18 protein-coding genes are annotated in these 16,110 nt (G+C 70.0%); 12 read left to right on the top strand and 6 right to left on the bottom strand.

Features of this window, described 5'->3' with window-relative positions; translation table 11 throughout:
- Positions 1–9: 9 nt before the first annotated feature.
- The 5 genes from ahpC to DCD74_RS01145 all read left to right on the top strand — a co-directional run bounded on the left by ahpC (position 10) and on the right by DCD74_RS01145 (position 4,571).
- On the top strand, positions 10–573 hold the full coding sequence (ahpC, locus tag DCD74_RS01165; RefSeq protein WP_112925707.1) for an alkyl hydroperoxide reductase subunit C: 564 nt from the start codon (positions 10–12) through the stop codon (positions 571–573).
- Between the two features lie 339 nt (positions 574–912).
- The gene (gene ahpF, locus DCD74_RS01160) at positions 913–2,523 is read left to right on the top strand and encodes an alkyl hydroperoxide reductase subunit F (protein WP_112925706.1); all 1,611 of its coding nucleotides are present in this window, start codon (positions 913–915) and stop codon (positions 2,521–2,523) included.
- 3 nt (positions 2,524–2,526) lie between these two features.
- Positions 2,527–2,946 (top strand): VOC family protein, encoded by a 420-nt coding sequence (locus DCD74_RS01155; protein WP_112925705.1) that lies wholly within the window; start codon positions 2,527–2,529, stop codon positions 2,944–2,946.
- Entirely contained in the window at positions 2,943–3,845 is a 903-nt protein-coding gene (locus DCD74_RS01150; protein ID WP_112925704.1) for a LysR substrate-binding domain-containing protein, read from the top strand. Before DCD74_RS01155 ends, DCD74_RS01150 begins: the two co-directional genes overlap by 4 nt.
- Before the next feature lie 9 nt (positions 3,846–3,854).
- Positions 3,855–4,571 carry a hypothetical protein gene (locus DCD74_RS01145; RefSeq protein WP_112925703.1) on the top strand — a complete coding sequence of 239 codons (717 nt, stop codon included), beginning with the start codon at positions 3,855–3,857 and terminating at the stop codon, positions 4,569–4,571.
- Here DCD74_RS01145 and DCD74_RS01140 read toward each other — a convergent pair.
- From DCD74_RS01140 to DCD74_RS01130, 3 genes are read right to left on the bottom strand one after another with little or no spacing between them, the layout of a single operon-like run.
- Positions 4,544–6,289: a GGDEF domain-containing protein gene (locus DCD74_RS01140; protein WP_112925702.1), complete on the bottom strand. Its 1,746-nt coding sequence runs from the start codon at positions 6,287–6,289 to the stop codon at positions 4,544–4,546. The two genes, DCD74_RS01145 and DCD74_RS01140, sit on opposite strands and share 28 nt — an antisense overlap.
- Before the next feature lie 42 nt (positions 6,290–6,331).
- Positions 6,332–7,249: a DMT family transporter gene (locus DCD74_RS01135; protein WP_112925701.1), complete on the bottom strand. Its 918-nt coding sequence runs from the start codon at positions 7,247–7,249 to the stop codon at positions 6,332–6,334.
- Positions 7,246–7,509: a putative signal transducing protein gene (locus tag DCD74_RS01130; protein WP_112925700.1), complete on the bottom strand. Its 264-nt coding sequence runs from the start codon at positions 7,507–7,509 to the stop codon at positions 7,246–7,248. The genes DCD74_RS01135 and DCD74_RS01130 overlap by 4 nt, the downstream gene beginning before the upstream one ends.
- 81 nt (positions 7,510–7,590) lie before the next feature.
- Between DCD74_RS01130 and DCD74_RS01125 the strand changes: the two genes are divergently transcribed.
- The 4 genes from DCD74_RS01125 to rlmM are packed head-to-tail and all read left to right on the top strand — an operon-like array spanning position 7,591 to position 11,345.
- Positions 7,591–9,324, top strand: a complete 1,734-nt coding sequence (locus tag DCD74_RS01125) for a glutamine--tRNA ligase/YqeY domain fusion protein (protein WP_112925699.1) — start codon at positions 7,591–7,593, stop codon at positions 9,322–9,324.
- 1 nt (position 9,325) lies between these two features.
- Positions 9,326–9,721, top strand: coding sequence for a hypothetical protein (locus tag DCD74_RS01120; RefSeq protein WP_237049633.1), 396 nt, complete (start codon positions 9,326–9,328; stop codon positions 9,719–9,721).
- Complete coding sequence (locus tag DCD74_RS01115; RefSeq protein WP_112925698.1) at positions 9,721–10,293, top strand: nucleoside deaminase; 573 nt, start codon at positions 9,721–9,723, stop codon at positions 10,291–10,293. Before DCD74_RS01120 ends, DCD74_RS01115 begins: the two co-directional genes overlap by 1 nt.
- Before the next feature lie 2 nt (positions 10,294–10,295).
- Entirely contained in the window at positions 10,296–11,345 is a 1,050-nt protein-coding gene (gene rlmM / locus DCD74_RS01110) for a 23S rRNA (cytidine(2498)-2'-O)-methyltransferase RlmM (protein WP_112925697.1), read from the top strand.
- Positions 11,346–11,348: 3 nt separating this feature from the next.
- Here rlmM and DCD74_RS01105 read toward each other — a convergent pair whose 3' ends face one another.
- Genes DCD74_RS01105 through ubiH form a run of 3 tightly spaced genes read right to left on the bottom strand, consistent with a single transcriptional unit; the run spans position 11,349 to position 13,969 of the window.
- A complete protein-coding gene (locus tag DCD74_RS01105; protein WP_112925696.1) occupies positions 11,349–11,570 on the bottom strand; it encodes a zinc ribbon domain-containing protein in 222 nt (73 codons plus the stop codon).
- Positions 11,571–11,591: 21 nt separating this feature from the next.
- The gene (locus tag DCD74_RS01100) at positions 11,592–12,773 is read right to left on the bottom strand and encodes an FAD-dependent oxidoreductase (protein ID WP_112925695.1); all 1,182 of its coding nucleotides are present in this window, start codon (positions 12,771–12,773) and stop codon (positions 11,592–11,594) included.
- Positions 12,770–13,969 (bottom strand): 2-octaprenyl-6-methoxyphenyl hydroxylase, encoded by a 1,200-nt coding sequence (gene ubiH, locus DCD74_RS01095; protein ID WP_112925694.1) that lies wholly within the window; start codon positions 13,967–13,969, stop codon positions 12,770–12,772. Before ubiH ends, DCD74_RS01100 begins: the two co-directional genes overlap by 4 nt.
- Before the next feature lie 52 nt (positions 13,970–14,021).
- Here ubiH and DCD74_RS01090 point away from each other — a divergent pair, with 52 nt between their 5' ends.
- The 3 genes from DCD74_RS01090 to DCD74_RS01080 are packed head-to-tail and all read left to right on the top strand — an operon-like array spanning position 14,022 to position 16,082.
- Positions 14,022–14,615 (top strand): hypothetical protein, encoded by a 594-nt coding sequence (locus DCD74_RS01090; protein WP_112927599.1) that lies wholly within the window; start codon positions 14,022–14,024, stop codon positions 14,613–14,615.
- A 1-nt stretch (position 14,616) separates the two neighbouring features.
- Positions 14,617–15,171, top strand: a complete 555-nt coding sequence (locus DCD74_RS01085) for a cob(I)yrinic acid a,c-diamide adenosyltransferase (protein ID WP_112925693.1) — start codon at positions 14,617–14,619, stop codon at positions 15,169–15,171.
- Between the two features lie 2 nt (positions 15,172–15,173).
- Positions 15,174–16,082, top strand: a complete 909-nt coding sequence (locus tag DCD74_RS01080; protein ID WP_112927598.1) for a histone deacetylase family protein — start codon at positions 15,174–15,176, stop codon at positions 16,080–16,082.
- Positions 16,083–16,110 lie beyond the last annotated feature (28 nt).

The raw sequence follows: 16,110 nt of genomic DNA, 5'->3' as shown, positions 1-16,110 counted from the left end.
AGTTTGCAGATGTCCCTGATCAATACCGAAGTCCAGCCGTTCAAGGCGCAGGCCTTCAAGAACGGCGAGTTCATCACCGTCACCGACGCCGACCTGAAGGGCAAGTGGTCCGTGCTGATCTTCATGCCGGCCGCCTTCACCTTCAATTGCCCGACCGAGATCGAAGACGCCGCCGAGCATTACGGCGAGTTCGAGAAGGCCGGCGCCCAGGTGTTCATCGTCACCACCGACACCCACTTCTCGCACAAGGTGTGGCACGAGACCTCGCCGGCCGTCGGCAAGGCGAAGTTCGCCCTGGTCGGTGACCCGACCCACGCCCTGTCCAAGGCGTTCGACGTGCTGATCCCGGAAGAGGGCCTGGCGCTGCGCGGCACCTTCATCATCAATCCGGACGGCGTGATCAAGACGATGGAAGTGCATGACAACGCCATCGCCCGCGACGTGACCGAGACTGTGCGCAAGCTGCAGGCCGCCCAGTACGTGGCCAACCACGACGGCGAAGTCTGCCCGGCCAAGTGGAAGGAAGGCCAGAAGACGCTGAAGCCGTCGCTGGATCTCGTCGGCAAGATCTGATCCTGCGGCCTGCGCTTTGCGGCTTCATCGCCGCGCGGCGTGCTCGAAGGGGTCATGGACTTGAGTCCACTCCCCCTTCTCCGCGCGCCACGCGACTTCGAATCCGCTGCGCTCGCCTCGCAGGATCGCCGGTGACTTTCCACAGTCACCTCCCACCCTCTCCCCTCACCGGGAGAGGGTTGGGAAGAAGGCAGGAAGCCGCTTCCTTCCTTGCTCCCAGCCCTCTCGCCCGTGACGTGCCTCAGGCGCGACGGCCACGCTTTGCCCGGATCCCCGCCGGCCCGAACGGCCGAATGCGATCCGGCTTCACCCCCGCCTATAGACAGGAAGGAGTCCGCCATGCTCGACACCGAACTGAAAGCCCAACTCGCCGCCTACCTGGAGCGCCTGCAGGCGCCGCTGACGCTGATCGCCACGCTGGACGACGGCGAGGCCAGCCGCGAGATGCAGGACCTGCTGGCCGACATCACCGAAGCCGGCGCGGGCCGCATCACGCTGAAGAACGCGGCGGAAACCGGCGTCGAACCGGGCAGCCGCCTGCCGAGCTTCCGCATCACCCGCAGCGATGCCGACACCGGCGTCGAATTCGCCGGCCTGCCGCTGGGCCACGAGTTCACTTCGCTGGTGCTGGCGCTGCTGCATGTCGGCGGCCATCCGCCGAAGCTCGACGACGACGTCATCACCCAGATCAAGTCGCTGGAAGGCACCAACGCGGACAGCGAGCTGCGCTTCGAAACCTTCTTCTCGCAGTCGTGCCAGAGCTGCCCGGACGTGGTGCAGTCGCTCAACACCATGGCCGCGTTGAACCCGCGCGTGCGCCACATCGCGGTGGATGGCGCGGCCTTTGCCGAAGAGATGCAGGAACGCGGCGTGATGGCCGTGCCCACCGTGCTGCTCAACGGCCAGCCGTTCGGCGCCGGGCGCATGGGCTTCGCCGAGATCCTCGCCAAGCTCGATACCGGCGCGGAGGAAAAGGCGGCGAAGACGATCAACGACAAGGCGCCGTTCGACATGCTGGTGGTGGGCGGCGGCCCGGCCGGTGCGGCGGCGGCGATCTACTCCGCGCGCAAGGGCATCCGCACCGGCGTGCTGGCCGAGCGTTTCGGCGGGCAGGTGCTGGACACGCTGGCCATCGAGAACTTCATCTCGGTCAGCCACACCGAAGGCCCGAAGATGGCCGCCGCGCTCGAAGCCCATGTCGGCGATTACGAGGTCGATGTGATGAACCTGCAGCGCGCCGAGAAGCTGGAAACGGTCGAAGGCGGCTTCCGCCTGACCACGGCCAGCGGCGCGACCGTGCAGGCCAAGTCCGTGGTGCTGTCCACCGGCGCGCGCTGGCGCAAGATGAACGTGCCGGGCGAGGACCAGTACATGACCAAGGGCGTGGCGTTCTGCCCGCATTGCGACGGCCCGCTGTTCAAGGGCAAGCGCGTGGCGGTGATCGGCGGCGGCAATTCCGGCGTGGAGGCGGCGATCGACCTGGCCGGCATCGTGGGCCATGTCACCCTGATCGAGTTCGACGGCAAGCTGCGCGCCGACGAGGTGCTGCAGGCCAAGCTTCGCAGCCTGCCTAACGTCCGCATCATCACCTCCGCGCTCACCACCGAGGTGCTGGGCGATGGCGCCAAGGTCACCGGCCTGGTCTACGAGGACCGCACCACCAGCGAGAAGCACACGGTCGAGATGGAAGGCATCTTCGTGCAGATCGGCCTGCTGCCGAACACCGAGTGGCTGAAGGACAGCGGCGTGGCGCTGAGCCCGCGCGGCGAGATCGTCGTCGACGAGCGCGGCGCGACCAGCCTGCCCGGCGTGTTCGCCGCCGGTGACGCGACCACCGTGCCCTACAAGCAGATCATCATCGCGATGGGCGGCGGCGCGACGGCTTCGCTGTCCGCCTTCGACCACCTGATCCGCAGCTCGGTGCCGGCCGCGCAGGCCAAGGCGGCCTGAAGCATGGCCGGCGCGCCGTTCGCCGTGCAACGCATCGACCACGTGGTGCTGCGGGTGCGTGACCTCGCCCGCAGCGAAGCGTTCTATCGCGAGGTGCTGGGCTGCGAAGTGGCGAAACGCCGCGATGACCTGGGCCTGCTGCACCTGCGGGCCGGGGCGTCGATGATCGATCTGGTCGCGGTGGACGGAAAGCTCGGCACGCGCGATGGCGAAGCGCCGGGTGCAGGCGGGCGGAACGTCGACCACCTGTGCCTGCGCATCGACGGCTTCGACGAGGCGGCGATCATCCAGCACCTCGCATCGCACGGCCTCGCGCCGCACGGGCCGGCTTCGGACAGCTTCGGCGCGGAGGGCGAAGGCCCTTCGCTCTATTTCGACGACCCCGACGGCAACACCCTCGAACTGAAAGGCGGCCCGACATGAACCTGCGCGACCTCAAGTACCTGGTGGCGCTGGCCGACCACCGCCATTTCGGCAAGGCCGCGGAAGCCAGCTTCGTCAGCCAGCCCACGCTCTCCACCCAGATCAAGAAGCTGGAGGAGGAGCTGTGCGTGCAGCTGTTCGAACGCAGCCCGCGCAAGGTGATGCTGACCCCGGTCGGGCGCGAGGTGGTGGCGCGGGCGCGCGGCATCGTGGCTGAGGTGGAGTCGATGCGCGACCTGGCCCGCCGCAGCCAGGACCCGGAATCCGGCACGCTGCGGCTGGGCGCGTTCCCGACGCTGGCGCCGTACTTCCTGCCGCATGCGGTTCCGGCGCTGCAGGCGCGTTTCCCGCGGCTGGAACTGCTGCTGGTGGAGGAGAAGAGCGACGCGCTACTGGCCCAGCTGCGCGAGGGTCGCATCGATGCCGCCCTGCTGGCGCTGCCGGTGCACGACGAGCAGCTGCACGTCGAGCCGCTGTTCGACGAACCCTTCCTGCTCGCGACGCGCGAGGGCGGCGCCTTCGCCGGCGAGCGCGCGATCAGCCTGGACGACCTGGATGAGCAGACCCTGCTGCTGCTGGAGGACGGCCACTGCCTGCGCGACCAGGCGCTGGACGTCTGCCGCCTGGCCGGCGCGCACGAGAAGGCCGGCTTCCGCGCCACCAGCCTGGAGACGCTGCGGCAGATGGTGGCGGCCGGGGCCGGCGTGACCCTGCTGCCGCAACTCGCCACCCGCCCGCCGGTGGTGCAGCCCGAACACCTGCGCCTGCTGCCGTTCGCCGGCGAGGCGCCGAAGCGCAGCATCGCGCTGGTCTGGCGCAAGAGCTCGGCGATGGGCGACCTGCTCGGCGACATCGCGCAAACACTCCGCCCGCTATCGTCCGCGCTCCTTTCCGGCTGACGGAGCGGCATGGCCCGCACCCGCGACATCGCACTGGGACTGGTGGCCGCCGGCGGCATCGCCGGGGGCGCCTGGTGGTGGCAGGCCAGCGACGCGCCCGAACCGAAGCTGCGCGACCCGGCCAGGATCGAGGCGGCGATGCGCCCCGCCCCGCCCGCGCACACGCCCTTCGTCGCCGCCAATGCCGTGCGGGCGAAGGGATGCCGGATGCCGGACATGCTGGCGACCCCGGACCTGCCGGCGCAGTCGCCGCTGCCGGCGGGGATGCCCGCGTTCCGCCATGCCGGTGGCAGCCTGCAGCCGCTGGCCGGATTCAGCGTGGATGGCCGGGTGCTGTCGACCCGCGCCTATGCCGAGGACCGCGAGGCGGAGTTCGCGCCGATCGACATCGCGCTCGGATGGGGCCGGATGCGCGATGACGACGTGGTGTCCTCGCTCTCCATCGGCCAGCAGAACCGCTGGTACTTCACCCGTTGGACGGACGCGCCGCCGATCCCCATCGACCAGGTGCGGCTGGAGAGCGCCAACATGCACATGATCCCGGCCAGCCGCGAAGTCGCCGCGGCGCTGGCGCGGGTCGCCACCGGGCAGCGCGTGCGGATCGACGGCTGGCTGGTGGAAGTGCGGGCGAACGACGGCTGGCGCTGGCGCAGTTCCACCACCCGCGACGACCACGGGCCCGGCGGCTGCGAGGTGGTCTACGTCTGCGGGATCGCCGCCGAATAGAACGCAGCCGGTGCCGCTGCGGTTTCCACCCGGTTGCGGCCGTTGCGCTTGGCGGCGTACATCGCCGCATCGGCGCGCGCCAGCACCCTGTCCATCGCCTCGCCCGGTGCCGAGGTGGGCGCCACGCCGATGCTGACGGTGACCGGCAGGACCTGGCCCTGCCACTCGATCGGCAATGCGGCGATGCGCTCACGGATGCGTTCGGCCAGCGGCGTGACTTCGGTCGGATGGCCATCGGCCACCACCACGAACTCCTCGCCGCCGTAACGCGCGACGTAATCGACATCCCGCACCGACCTGGCCAGTTCCGCCGCCACCGCCCGCAGCACGGCATCGCCGGCCGCATGGCCATGGGTGTCGTTGATCGCCTTGAAATGGTCGATGTCGATGAAGAGGACGGTGAAGGCACGGCCCGCTCCGGCGCCGCCATGCAGATGGGCATCCAGGTGGGCGCGGTTGGGGAGGCCGGTGAGCACGTCGGTGTCGGCCGCCCGCTGGAGCTGCTGCTGGCGCCGAGCGGCGTCCTCGAGCTGGCGCCGGTAGTCGCTGGTGCGGCGGATCAGGCTGACCGCCATCAGGCCCAGCCAGACGATCAACATGCCGGTGCCGCCGGAATTGACCCACCAGCCGCCCTGGATCAGGCCCATGTCGTACAGGTCGGTGGCGAAGACGGCGACTATCGTCGCCAGCATCGTGATGAAGATGCTGCGCGCGAGTGGCACGCCGTTGCGGATCGCGCGCCATGCCAGCCCCAGCATGAGCAGGGAACCGAGCAGGTAGAGCCAGCCGAGCGGCGCGATCAGCGCATGCGGCATCCAGTGCAGGGCCTGCAGCACGATCAACACCACCAGCACCAGGCAGAAGCGGTTTACCCACCGCTTGAGCCGCGGCGGCGGCGCGTCGCGCTGGCCCAACCACAGGAACAGGTGGATGCCGGACACCACCAGCAGGCTGCGCACGGCCAGGATCGCCGGGATGCCCAGGTCACCGAGCCTGTCCATCCCGGGCAGCAGGTAGAGGTAGCTGTGCAGCTGGAGCAGCGAAAGCAACGTCAGCAATCCCACGCCCACGTAGGCCAGGCTGGCCGGCTCGCCGGTCGAGAGATGGAGCGCGAACAGCAGCACGACCATCGCCAGCAACGCCCCATAGCGCACTGCATGCGCGATGGCCAAGCGCTGCTCCAGCGGGCGAAGTTGTGTCGCGGGCAGGATCCGCAGCACCACGGTCTGTTCGAGCGCGATGTCGGCCCGCAGGCGATAGATGGCCTCCGCACCGGCCAGCCCGCCGCGCAGCGGAAACACATAGAACGGCGAAGCGCCGCCTGCGCGCTTTCCACGCGGATGGAAACTGGAACCGGTGCCGACCACCCGCCCCGCGGGATTGACCAGCTGGATGCGGTCGGTGAGGATGTGGTCGGCGAACAGCACGTATTCCTCGTCACGCGCCTGCGCGGGCAGGCGGAAGCGCAGGCCGACGTCGATATCGCCGACCGGCAGGCGCACGCCGAGCCGCTTCGCATCCGGCATGACCACGTGGACGCCGCTGCCGCCGCCTTCCACCACATGGAGGGCGATGTCTCCGCGTTCCGGCGATACGCCGAGGAAGCTCATCACCCAGACCAGCACGGCCACCGCGATGCTGATGACGGCCGCCTGCGAGAAGCGCGACCAGGTCGATAACAACCGGCGCGGTTCGCGCGCCTGCGATGCTGCCTTCATCCTTCCCCCTGACAGCCACCCCCCGTGGCCAACCCGGGGCGGTCAGCCGCGCCGCAGGCGCTTCAATCCTGCCACGAAAATCCCCGCCATTGTCACCAGCAGGCCCGCCCACTGGCGCGGCGAGGTCGGATGGTCGAGCAGCACGACATCGAGCAGGTAGGCGACCATCGGCTGGAACAGCAGCAGCAGGCCGACCATCGCCACCGACAGGACCTGGATCGAGCGCGAGATCAGGATCCAGCTCAGGCAATGGCCGATCGCCGCGAGCGTGAGCAGGATGCCGAACGACTTCCACGACGGGATGGCGAACGAAGCGCCTTCGACCACCCCCATCAACCCCAGGCAGGCGGCCGAGCCGAACGCCGCCAGGCACAGCACCTGCTCCACCGGCACCCGCGCCTTGCCCACCGCCGCCTCCGCCTGGGAGCGCTTCAGGCCCACGTTGTAGGCGGCGTAGGCCACGCCGGTGGCCAACCCCAGCCAGACGCCCCAGCGGTACTCCGCCGGCAGCGTGGCCCAGTCGCCGCCCAGCAACAGCCACAGGCCGGTGAACGCCAGCAGCACGCCGGCCACGAACCGCAGGTGCAGGCGTTCGCCGAACAGCAGCACGCCGGCCAACGCCATGAAGAACACCTGGGCATTGGCCAGCAGGGTGGACAGGCCGGGCCCGACCAGCAGGATCGAGCGGTGCCACATCCACAGGTCGACCGCGAAGGCCAGCGAGGGCAGCACGATCCACAGCCAGGCGCGGCGCGACAGCGGCACCCAGCCGTGCCGGACCTGCACCAGCGCGGCCAGCAGCAGGCCGGAAAGGGCCATGCGCCAGAATGCCGAGACGGTGGGGGGCGTGCCGGCGAAGCGGACCATCAGCCCGTTGGTGCCGATGATCGCGGCACCTGCCAGCAGCTGGCCGATCGCCCGCCGGCGCCCGGCCGCGTCCGGCAACGCCGCGGCGCTCATGCCGGCAGCCAGCCTTCTTCGCCCGGATCGCCTTCGGCGGCCGGGTCGGCGGCCAGCAGCGGCAGGTCGCGCACGCAGGCTTCGGCCTCCTCGAACCAGTCGTCCGGCACCCGCACCTGCAGGTAGCCGGTGGCCGGCAGTTCGCCCACCCCGCCGGCCAGGTGCTCGCCCAACACGAAGGCCGGGATGCCGGCCGCCTCCAGCGCATGCTTCACCAGATGGGCGTCGATGGGGTTGAGCGCCTGGTAGACGGTGCGCATCGGGCGGGATCCTGCGGGGAGCGGGGCAGCATAACGGTAAACTTGTGGCCGCTTTCCCGCATCCGCGAGCACCGCGCCCCCATGACCGAGCCCACCGCCGCGCCCGAGCGCACCGACTTCATCCGCAATATCGTCCGCGAGGACCTGGCGAGCGGCAAACACGACCACGTCCGCACCCGCTTCCCGCCCGAGCCCAACGGCTACCTGCACCTGGGCCACGTGCGCGCCATCCATACCGATTTCGGCATCGCCGCGGAGTTCGGCGGCGAGTGCAACCTGCGCTTCGACGACACCAATCCGGCCCGCGAGGACCCCGAGTACGTCCAGGCCATCCAGGACGACGTGCGCTGGCTGGGCTACGACTGGCACCGGCTGCGCCATGCGTCGGACTACTTCGGCGTGTACTACCTGGGCGCGGAGAAGCTGATCCGCGACGGCAAGGCCTTCGTCTGCGACCTCAGCGCCGAGCAGGTGCGCGCCACCCGCGGCAGCCTGACCGAACCGGGCACGGCCTCGCCGTTCCGCGAGCGCACGGTGGAAGAGAACCTGGACCTGTTCCGGCGCATGCGCGCGGGCGAGTTCGCGGATGGCAGCCGCACGCTGCGGGCGAAGATCGACATGGCCTCGCCCAACATGAACATGCGCGACCCGGCGATCTACCGCATCAAGCACGTCGAGCACCAGAACACCGGCGCGGAATGGCCGATCTACCCGATGTACGACTACGCGCACGCGCTGGGCGACGCCATCGAAGGCATCACCCATTCGCTGTGCACGCTGGAGTTCGAGGACCACCGCCCGCTCTACGACTGGTCGGTGGACAACGTCGCCCTGCACGACCACCCGGAACTGCTGCAGCCGATCATCGACAAGGGCCTGCCGAACGAGGCCGCCAAGCCGCGGCAGATCGAGTTCTCGCGACTCAACCTCGACTACACCGTCATGTCCAAGCGCAAGCTGATGGCGCTGGTGCAGGAAGGGCTGGTCGATGGCTGGGACGACCCGCGCATGCCGACCCTGCAGGGCATCCGCCGCCGCGGCTACACGCCGGAAGCGCTCAAGCTCTTCGTCGCGCGGCTGGGCCTGTCCAAGCAGAACAGCACCATCGACTACACCGTGCTGGAGAACACCCTGCGCGAGGACCTGGACGCACGCGCGCCGCGCCGGATGGCGGTGCTGAATCCGCTGAAATTCGTGCTGACCAACCTGCCCGAAGGCCACCGCGAGACGCTGTCCTTCTCCAACCATCCCAAGGACGAGGCGATGGGTACGCGCGGCATCGGCTTCTCCAACGTGATCTGGATCGACGCGGAAGACTTCGCCGAAGTGCCGCCGAAGGGCTGGAAGCGGCTGGTGCCCGGCGGCGAAGTGCGCCTGCGCGGCGCCGGCATCGCCCGCGTCGATGAGGTGGTGAAGGACGACGCCGGCCACGTCATCGAGCTGCGCGGCTGGCTGGATCCGGAATCGCGTCCCGGCATGGAAGGCGCCAACCGCAAGGTCAAGGGCACCATCCACTGGGTCGATGCCGCGACCGGCGTGCCCGCCGAATTCCGCCTCTACGACCGCCTGTTCACCGCCTCCAACCCGGACGACGACAGCGAGGGCAAGAGCTATCGCGACTACCTGAATCCGGCGTCGCGCGGCGTGGTCAACGGTTACGTGGAAGCCGCCGCGGCCGATGCGCAGCCGGAAGACCGCTTCCAGTTCGAGCGCACCGGCTATTTCGTGGCTGACCGCCGCGACCATTCGGCTTCGCGCCCCGTTTTCAACCGCGCGGTTACCCTGCGTGACACCTGGATGCAGAAGGAAGGCTGACATGCCCCGCTTCGCCCTCGTGCTGATGTCGCTGCTGCTGGCGTTGACGCTGGGCTGCTCGCCGCAGCCGCCGTCCAAGCCCGCCGCGCCGGTCGCCCCTTCCGTGGGCGCGATCAATCCGCTGGACCGGCCCGCGCCGCCGCGCCCGATCGGCGCCACGCCTTCATCGCCCGACCGCAGCTGCAAGACCGACGCCGACTGCACGGTGAAGAACGTCGGCAACTGCTGCGGCTATTACCCGGGCTGCGTCAACGTCAACGCCAAGACCGATCCGGCCGCCGTGCAGGCCCAGTGCGCGAAGACCGGCACGGCGAGCGTCTGCGGCTTTCCGGCCATCAGCAGCTGCCAGTGCGTGAGCGGGCAATGCGCCGCCGACCCGCGCGGGAACATGCTCTGATGCTGCCGCTGCAACTGCACCTGACGCTGCCGATCTGGGTCCACGACTTTCCGTTCGAAGCGACCTATCCGGGCGACGAGGCGAAGGTCGCGCTGGCGATCGCGCTGTCGCGGCAGAACATCGATGCGCGCAGCGGCGGGCCGTTCGGCGCCGCGGTGTTCGGGCCGGACGACCGGCTGGTCGCCATCGGCGTCAACCGCGTGCTGCCGCAGTCCTGCTCGGTGGCGCATGCGGAAATGATGGCCTTCATGCTGGCCCAGCACCGCCTGCAGCGCGCCCGCCTCAACGAGAACGACGACGGCTCGCGCTGGGGCCCGGTGACGCTGGCCACCTCTTCGCAACCCTGCTGCCAGTGCTACGGCGCGAGCATCTGGGCCGGCATCGACCGCATGTTGATCGGCGCACGCAGCGGCGATGTCGAATCGCTGACCGAATTCGACGAAGGCCCGCTGCCCGCCGACTGGACCGGCGCTCTGCGCGAGCGCGGCATCGAAGTGGTGACCGATGTGTTGCGCGATGACGCGCGTGCCGTGCTGCGCGATTACGGCCAGCTCGGCGGCCCCAGCTACTGACGATGACCGGCCTGCTCTGCTGGTGCCGCGGCGGCTTCGAGCCGGACCTGGCCGCCGAACTCACCGCGCGGGCCGGCGAAGCCGGCATCCCCGGCTATGCGCAGACCGAACGCGGCAGCGGCTACGTGGTCTTCCACACCGATGACGCGGCCACGCTCGACGCGCTGCTGCCGTGGCATGCGCTGGTGTTCGCGCGGCAGAAACTGCGCGTACTGGCCGAGCTGCGCGAGTTGCCGCCCGCCGACCGCATCAGCCCGATGCTCGAAGTGCTGACCGCGCACGGCGAACGCTACGGCGAGCTGTGGGTGGAGCACCCGGATTCCGATGCCGGCAAGCCGCTGGCCGGTCTCGCGCGCAGTTTCGGCAACGCGCTGCGCCCGGCGTTGCGCAAGGCCGGCCTGCTGTCGCCCAAGGACAATGACCGGCTGCCGCGCCTGCACGTCGCCTTTGTCGATGGCGCCCATGCATTCATCGCCCGCGCCGACACCCGCGACAGCGCCCCGTGGCCGCTCGGCATCCCGCGTCTGAAGATGCATGCCGATGCGCCTTCGCGCAGCGCCTTGAAGCTGGAGGAAGCCTTCCTCGCCCTGCTCGATGCACGCGAGCGAGAAATCCTTCTGAAACCCGGCATGCGTGCCGCGGATCTTGGCGCCGCGCCCGGCGGCTGGACCTGGGTGCTGACCCGCCACGGCCTGCGCGTGAGCGCCATCGACAACGGCCCGCTGCGCGAGCACGTGATGGACAGCGGCCAGGTCGAACACCTGCGCGAAGACGGCTTCCGCTGGCACCCGCCGCAGCCACTCGACTGGATGGTCTGCGACATGGTGGAGCAGCCGATCCGCGTGGCCTCGCGCATGGCCGAGTGGTTCGCGCAGGGCTGGTGCCGGCACGCGGTGTTCAACCTCAAGCTGCCGATGAAAAAACGCTGGCAGGAAACCGAACGCTGCCTGGCGCTGTTCGCGGACGAAGCCGGCATGCCGCTGACCGTCCGCGCCAAGCAGCTCTACCACGACCGCGAGGAGATCACGGTCTTCGCGACAACCCGCGTCTGAGGCTCAGCCGCTGCCGAGCAGGTCGATGATCTTGGAGCCGGTGCTGGCGGTCTCGCGGTAGAACTCGGTGAAGCCGCAGCTGTTGCAGCTGACCGACATGAAGCGCCGGGTGTTGATGTCGAAGAACGAGGACCAGCCCCCGCCCTCGCCGCGCAGTTCGCCGGTTTCGAAGGAACGGCTCTGGCATTTCGGGCATTGCCAGTTCGCGGTACTGCTCGGGTTCATCGCGTTTCTCCGTGGAAGGAATCAGACGCCGGCCGCATGCCGCCACAACGCATTGCGCAGCGGCACCAGCGCATTCGCGACGGTCAGCGCGTGGCCGCGCAGGAAGGTCGGCAGCAGCGCGTCGTTGGAATACACGCGGTTGATCGTTTCGAAGGCGAGCGTGGAGACCACGTTGTCGCTGCGGCGTGCGCGCGCCCAGCGTTGCAGGCGGTGCGGCGCGTCGAAGTCGCGGCCGAGGCGTTTGGCTTCGCGCACCGAATCGCGCAACGCCGCGACATCGCGCAGACCCAGATTGACGCCCTGCCCGGCCAGCGGATGCACCACGTGGGCGGCATCGCCCAGCAGCAGCACGCGGCCGCTGAGTTGCGTCTTCGCCAGCTGCCGGCGCAGCGGGAAGGCGGCGCGCTTCGACAGCACGCGTGTCTCACCCAGCCGCCCGGCAAATGCATTCGTGAGTTCGGTGCCGAAAGCGGCATCGTCCAGCGCCAGCACGCGTTCGGCTTCGTCGGCCGGCAGGCTCCAGACGATGGAGCTGCGGCGTTCGCCATCGACCGGCAGGAAGGCCAGCGGGCCGCCCGGCAGGAAACGCTGCCACGCGGTCAGCGCATGCGGCTCGGCGGTCTCGACGTAGGCGACCACGCCGCGCTGGCCGTAGTCGTGCGCGTCGATGTCGATGCCGGCCAGTTCGCGCAGTTTCGAATTCGCGCCGTCGGCGGCGATGGCGATGCGGGCGTCGAGCGTCTCGCCGCCTTCCAGCGAGAGACGCACGCCGCTGTCACGCGTTTCCATGCCTTCGATGCGCGCCGGCTGCAGCAGTTCGACGCCGGCGCGGCGGGCGGCATTCCAGAGTTTTTCGGCCAGCAGGCTCTGCTCGACGATCCAGCCCAGTTCGCGACGCGCGAGCGCATCGGCATCGAAGACCAGTTCGCCGCCGGCCGCCGCATCCCACACCCGCATGCGCCGGTAAGGTTGTGCGCGGGTGGATGCGACCTCATCCCACACACCCAAGGCGGAGAGCAGCGCGGCGTTGTCGGGCGCGAAGGCGAAGACGCGCAGGTCGGGTTCGTCGCGGGACCAGCGCGCGGGCGCACCGGCATCCACCAGCGCGACCTGCAGCCCGGCCTCGGCCAGCGCCAGCGCGCAGGCGGTACCGACCACGCCGCCGCCGACGACGACGGCATCGCGTTGCATACGGCGGCTCATGCGTTGGCTCCCCGGCAGATCGCCGGCAAGTCGCCGCGATAGCCCATGCCGCCAGCCGCCACCTGCGCGCGCAGGCCGGGCACGTTGGCGAGTGCGGCCATGCCGGCGCTGCGCAGCAGGCCCATCGCCAGCCCGTCGTTGGCGCTGGCGCGGGCCATGCCGTCGGAGAAAGCGAGCGTGCGGCTGCGGTCCTCGCGGCGGCGTTCGGCGTAACGCGGCAGCATCGCCGCGTCGTCCAGCCCGTGCGCGCGGACTTCCTCGACAATAGTGAGCGCATCGCGCAGACCCAGGTTGAAGCCCTGCGCGCCGACCGGGTGGATGCTCTGCGCGGCATTGCCGAGCAGCACTGCGCGCGGCGCGGTCAGCGCATCGGCGACCACGCGCACGGCGGGGTAACGGCTGCGCGCGCCACTGGCGAGGAAACGCCCGGCCCGCCAGCCGAAGGCGTCCTGCAGGCGCTGCAGCCAAGCAGATTCATCCAACGCGGCGACGGCGTCGGCTTCCGCGCTGTCCACGCCATGCACCACGCCGTAATGGCGGTCGGCGCGCGGCAGCAGCGCGGTCGGGCCGTGCGGGCCCAGGCGTTCCCACGCCGTGCCGTCCGGCGCTTTCGACGGTCGGACCCGGCTCACGAACAGGGTCTGGCCGTAGTCGTGGCGTTGCGCGTCGATGCCGAGCGCGGCGCGGACCGCGCTTTCGGCGCCATCGGCACCGACCAGCAGGCGGGTATGGACGACGCGTTCGGCGTCGCCTTCGCTGTAGCTGACTTCGCGCAGGCCGTTGTCGGCGATGCGGGTGCCGATGAAACGCGCCGGGCGATGGCGCGTCAACGAACCGACCTCACCCAGCCGCTTTTCCAGCGCCTCGCCGAAATCGCGGGCGATGACGACGTGGCCGAAGGCCTCGAGGCCGACTTCGCGCGCATCCAGTTCGACCCGGCCGAAATCCCCGGCGCGGGTGGCATGGATGCGGCGGATCGGGCTGGCGCTGTGCAGCAGCGGCCAGATGCGCAGGGCCTGCAGCGCGTGGCAGGTCGCTTCGGCGAAGCTCAGGTTGCGCTCGTCGAAGACGGCGGGGAGCGTGGAAGACGGCGTGGCTTCCAGCATCGCCACATCCAGTCCCGAATCTTCCAGTGCGATGGCAAGGCTGGCGCCGACCAGGCCGCCGCCGACGATGACGATGTCGTGCGTGTGCATGCGTCGATGATAACGAGCGCGATAGAATCCCGGCATGACCGAGGACAGCCCGATGAACCTGAATTCCGCCCCGCGCAGCCGCGGCACCGACCTCGCCGTGCTGGCCGCCCTGGCCGCGGTGATGGCCGCGACCCGCCTCCACCATTTCGCCGTGCTGCCGGATGCCTCGTGGGCGGTGTTCTTCGTCGCCGGCTTCTACCTGCGCCGCTGGACGGCCTGGGCGTTCCCGCTGCTGATGGCGCTGGCCGTGGCGGTGGACTACGTGGTGATCACCGCGCAGGGCATGGATTTCTGGCAGCACTACTGCGTCTCGCCGGGCTACTGGATGCTGGTGCCGGCGTATTTCAGCCTGTGGGCCGGCGGCCTGTGGCTGGCGCGCCAGCAGGGCGGCACGGGCGCGATGCTGGGCAAGCTGGCGATGGCGCTGGTCGCCTCGGTCGCGCTCTGCCAGCTGTTCGCGCAGGGCGGCTTCTACTGGATGAGCGATGCCGTGGCGCAGAAGTCGCTGGGCGGCTGGGCCAAGAACTATTTCGACTGGGTCGGCCCGTACCTGTTGACGACCGCGCTGTATGTCGGCGCCGCGCTGGCCCTGCAGGTGGCGCTGGATGCGGCCTTCGGCCATCGCGCCCGCGAAGTGCGGGCCTGAGATGGGCAACCGGCTGTCGAAGATCTACACCCGCACCGGCGATGACGGCAGCACCGGCCTGGGCGATGGCAGCCGCGTCGCCAAGGATTCGCTGCGGGTCGAGGCCTACGGCACGGTGGACGAAGCCAATTCCTGCATCGGCCTGGTGCTGGCCAGCGAGGTCCCGGACGACGTCCGCCAGCTGCTGACCGCCGTGCAGCACCAGCTGTTCGACCTGGGCGGCGAGCTGTGCATCCCGGGCCATGCGGCCATCGACGACGACGACATCGACCGCCTCGAACAGCAGCTCGACCGCTACAACGACGACCTGCCGCCGCTCAAGGAATTCATCCTGCCCGGCGGTGGCGAGGCCGCGGCCCGCTGCCACATCGCCCGCACCGTGGTGCGCCGCGCCGAACGGATGACGGTGGCGCTGTCGCGCATCGAGCAGGTCCGCCCGCAGCCGATCCGCTATCTCAACCGCCTGTCCGACCTGCTGTTCGTGCTGTGCCGGGTGCTGGCGCGCGCCAGCGGCCACGGCGAGGTCACCTGGAACCACGAGCGCCGCCGCGGGTGAGCCTGCGGCTCTACACGCACCCCGATTGCCTGGCCCACGACACCGGGCCCACCCACGCCGAACGCCCCGAACGCCTGACGGCGGTCATCGAGGCGGTGGATGCCGCTTTCCCCGGCTGCGCGTGGACCTTGCCGAACCCGGCCAGCCACGAGGCGCTGGCCCGCGTCCACGGCGATGCCTATCTCGACGCGCTCTGGGCGCGCAAGCCCACCGGCATCGAATGGCTGGACGAAGACACCGCGTTCTCGCCCGGCAGCCTGCAGGCGGCCCTTGTCGCGGCCGGCGCCGGCGTGGAGGCGGTCGACTGGGTGCTCGGTGGCGACGGCCGTCGCGCCTTCTGCGCGGTGCGCCCGCCCGGCCACCACGCCGAGGCCGCCCGCGCGATGGGCTTCTGCCTGTTCAACAACATCGCGGTGGCTGCCGCGCACGCGCTCTGGGCCGGCGTGCAACGGGTGGCCATCGCCGACTTCGACGTCCACCACGGCAACGGCACCCAGTCGATCTTCGCCCGCCAGCCGCGCGTGCTGTTCGCCAGCTCCCACGAGATGCCGCTGTACCCGTGGACCGGCGGCTTCGACGAAACCGGCATCGGCAACATCTTCAACGCCCCGATCCTGGGCGGCACCGGCCGCGAGACCTTCCGCAGCACCTGGTCGAAGCAGCTTCTGCCGGCCATCGACGATTTCGCGCCGCAGTTGCTGCTGATCTCCGCCGGCTTCGACGCCCACCGCGACGATCCGCTGGCCTCGCTGCGGTTGGAAGCCGGGGACTTCGGCTGGCTCACCGGCGAGCTGCGCGCCATCGCCGACCGTCATGCCGGCGGGCGCGTGGTGTCGATGCTCGAAGGCGGATACGCGCTCGGCGCCCTGGCGGAATCCGTCGTCGCCCATCTGGATGCGCTGGACGGGTGATGTGGCTTCGGCCGGGCCGCCCAGCGAC

This window comes from Lysobacter oculi (assembly GCF_003293695.1).
In the GTDB taxonomy this organism is placed as follows: Bacteria; Pseudomonadota; Gammaproteobacteria; order Xanthomonadales; family Xanthomonadaceae; genus Solilutibacter; species Solilutibacter oculi.
Note: the sequence above shows the minus strand (reverse complement) of the source record. Positions and strands in the feature narration are given on the sequence as shown.

Coding starts and splice junctions, on each gene's coding strand:
- DCD74_RS01125 (WP_112925699.1), top strand. CDS start 7,591: ATGACCGAGCCCACCGCCGCGCCCGAGCGCACCGACTTCATCCGCAAT.
- DCD74_RS01105 (WP_112925696.1), bottom strand. CDS start 11,570: ATGAACCCGAGCAGTACCGCGAACTGGCAATGCCCGAAATGCCAGAGC.
- rlmM (WP_112925697.1), top strand. CDS start 10,296: ATGACCGGCCTGCTCTGCTGGTGCCGCGGCGGCTTCGAGCCGGACCTG.
- DCD74_RS01155 (WP_112925705.1), top strand. CDS start 2,527: ATGGCCGGCGCGCCGTTCGCCGTGCAACGCATCGACCACGTGGTGCTG.
- ubiH (WP_112925694.1), bottom strand. CDS start 13,969: ATGCACACGCACGACATCGTCATCGTCGGCGGCGGCCTGGTCGGCGCC.
- DCD74_RS01130 (WP_112925700.1), bottom strand. CDS start 7,509: ATGCGCACCGTCTACCAGGCGCTCAACCCCATCGACGCCCATCTGGTG.
- DCD74_RS01100 (WP_112925695.1), bottom strand. CDS start 12,773: ATGAGCCGCCGTATGCAACGCGATGCCGTCGTCGTCGGCGGCGGCGTG.
- DCD74_RS01120 (WP_237049633.1), top strand. CDS start 9,326: ATGCCCCGCTTCGCCCTCGTGCTGATGTCGCTGCTGCTGGCGTTGACG.
- DCD74_RS01090 (WP_112927599.1), top strand. CDS start 14,022: ATGAACCTGAATTCCGCCCCGCGCAGCCGCGGCACCGACCTCGCCGTG.
- ahpF (WP_112925706.1), top strand. CDS start 913: ATGCTCGACACCGAACTGAAAGCCCAACTCGCCGCCTACCTGGAGCGC.
- DCD74_RS01140 (WP_112925702.1), bottom strand. CDS start 6,289: ATGAAGGCAGCATCGCAGGCGCGCGAACCGCGCCGGTTGTTATCGACC.
- DCD74_RS01115 (WP_112925698.1), top strand. CDS start 9,721: ATGCTGCCGCTGCAACTGCACCTGACGCTGCCGATCTGGGTCCACGAC.
- ahpC (WP_112925707.1), top strand. CDS start 10: ATGTCCCTGATCAATACCGAAGTCCAGCCGTTCAAGGCGCAGGCCTTC.
- DCD74_RS01150 (WP_112925704.1), top strand. CDS start 2,943: ATGAACCTGCGCGACCTCAAGTACCTGGTGGCGCTGGCCGACCACCGC.
- DCD74_RS01085 (WP_112925693.1), top strand. CDS start 14,617: ATGGGCAACCGGCTGTCGAAGATCTACACCCGCACCGGCGATGACGGC.
- DCD74_RS01135 (WP_112925701.1), bottom strand. CDS start 7,249: ATGAGCGCCGCGGCGTTGCCGGACGCGGCCGGGCGCCGGCGGGCGATC.
- DCD74_RS01145 (WP_112925703.1), top strand. CDS start 3,855: ATGGCCCGCACCCGCGACATCGCACTGGGACTGGTGGCCGCCGGCGGC.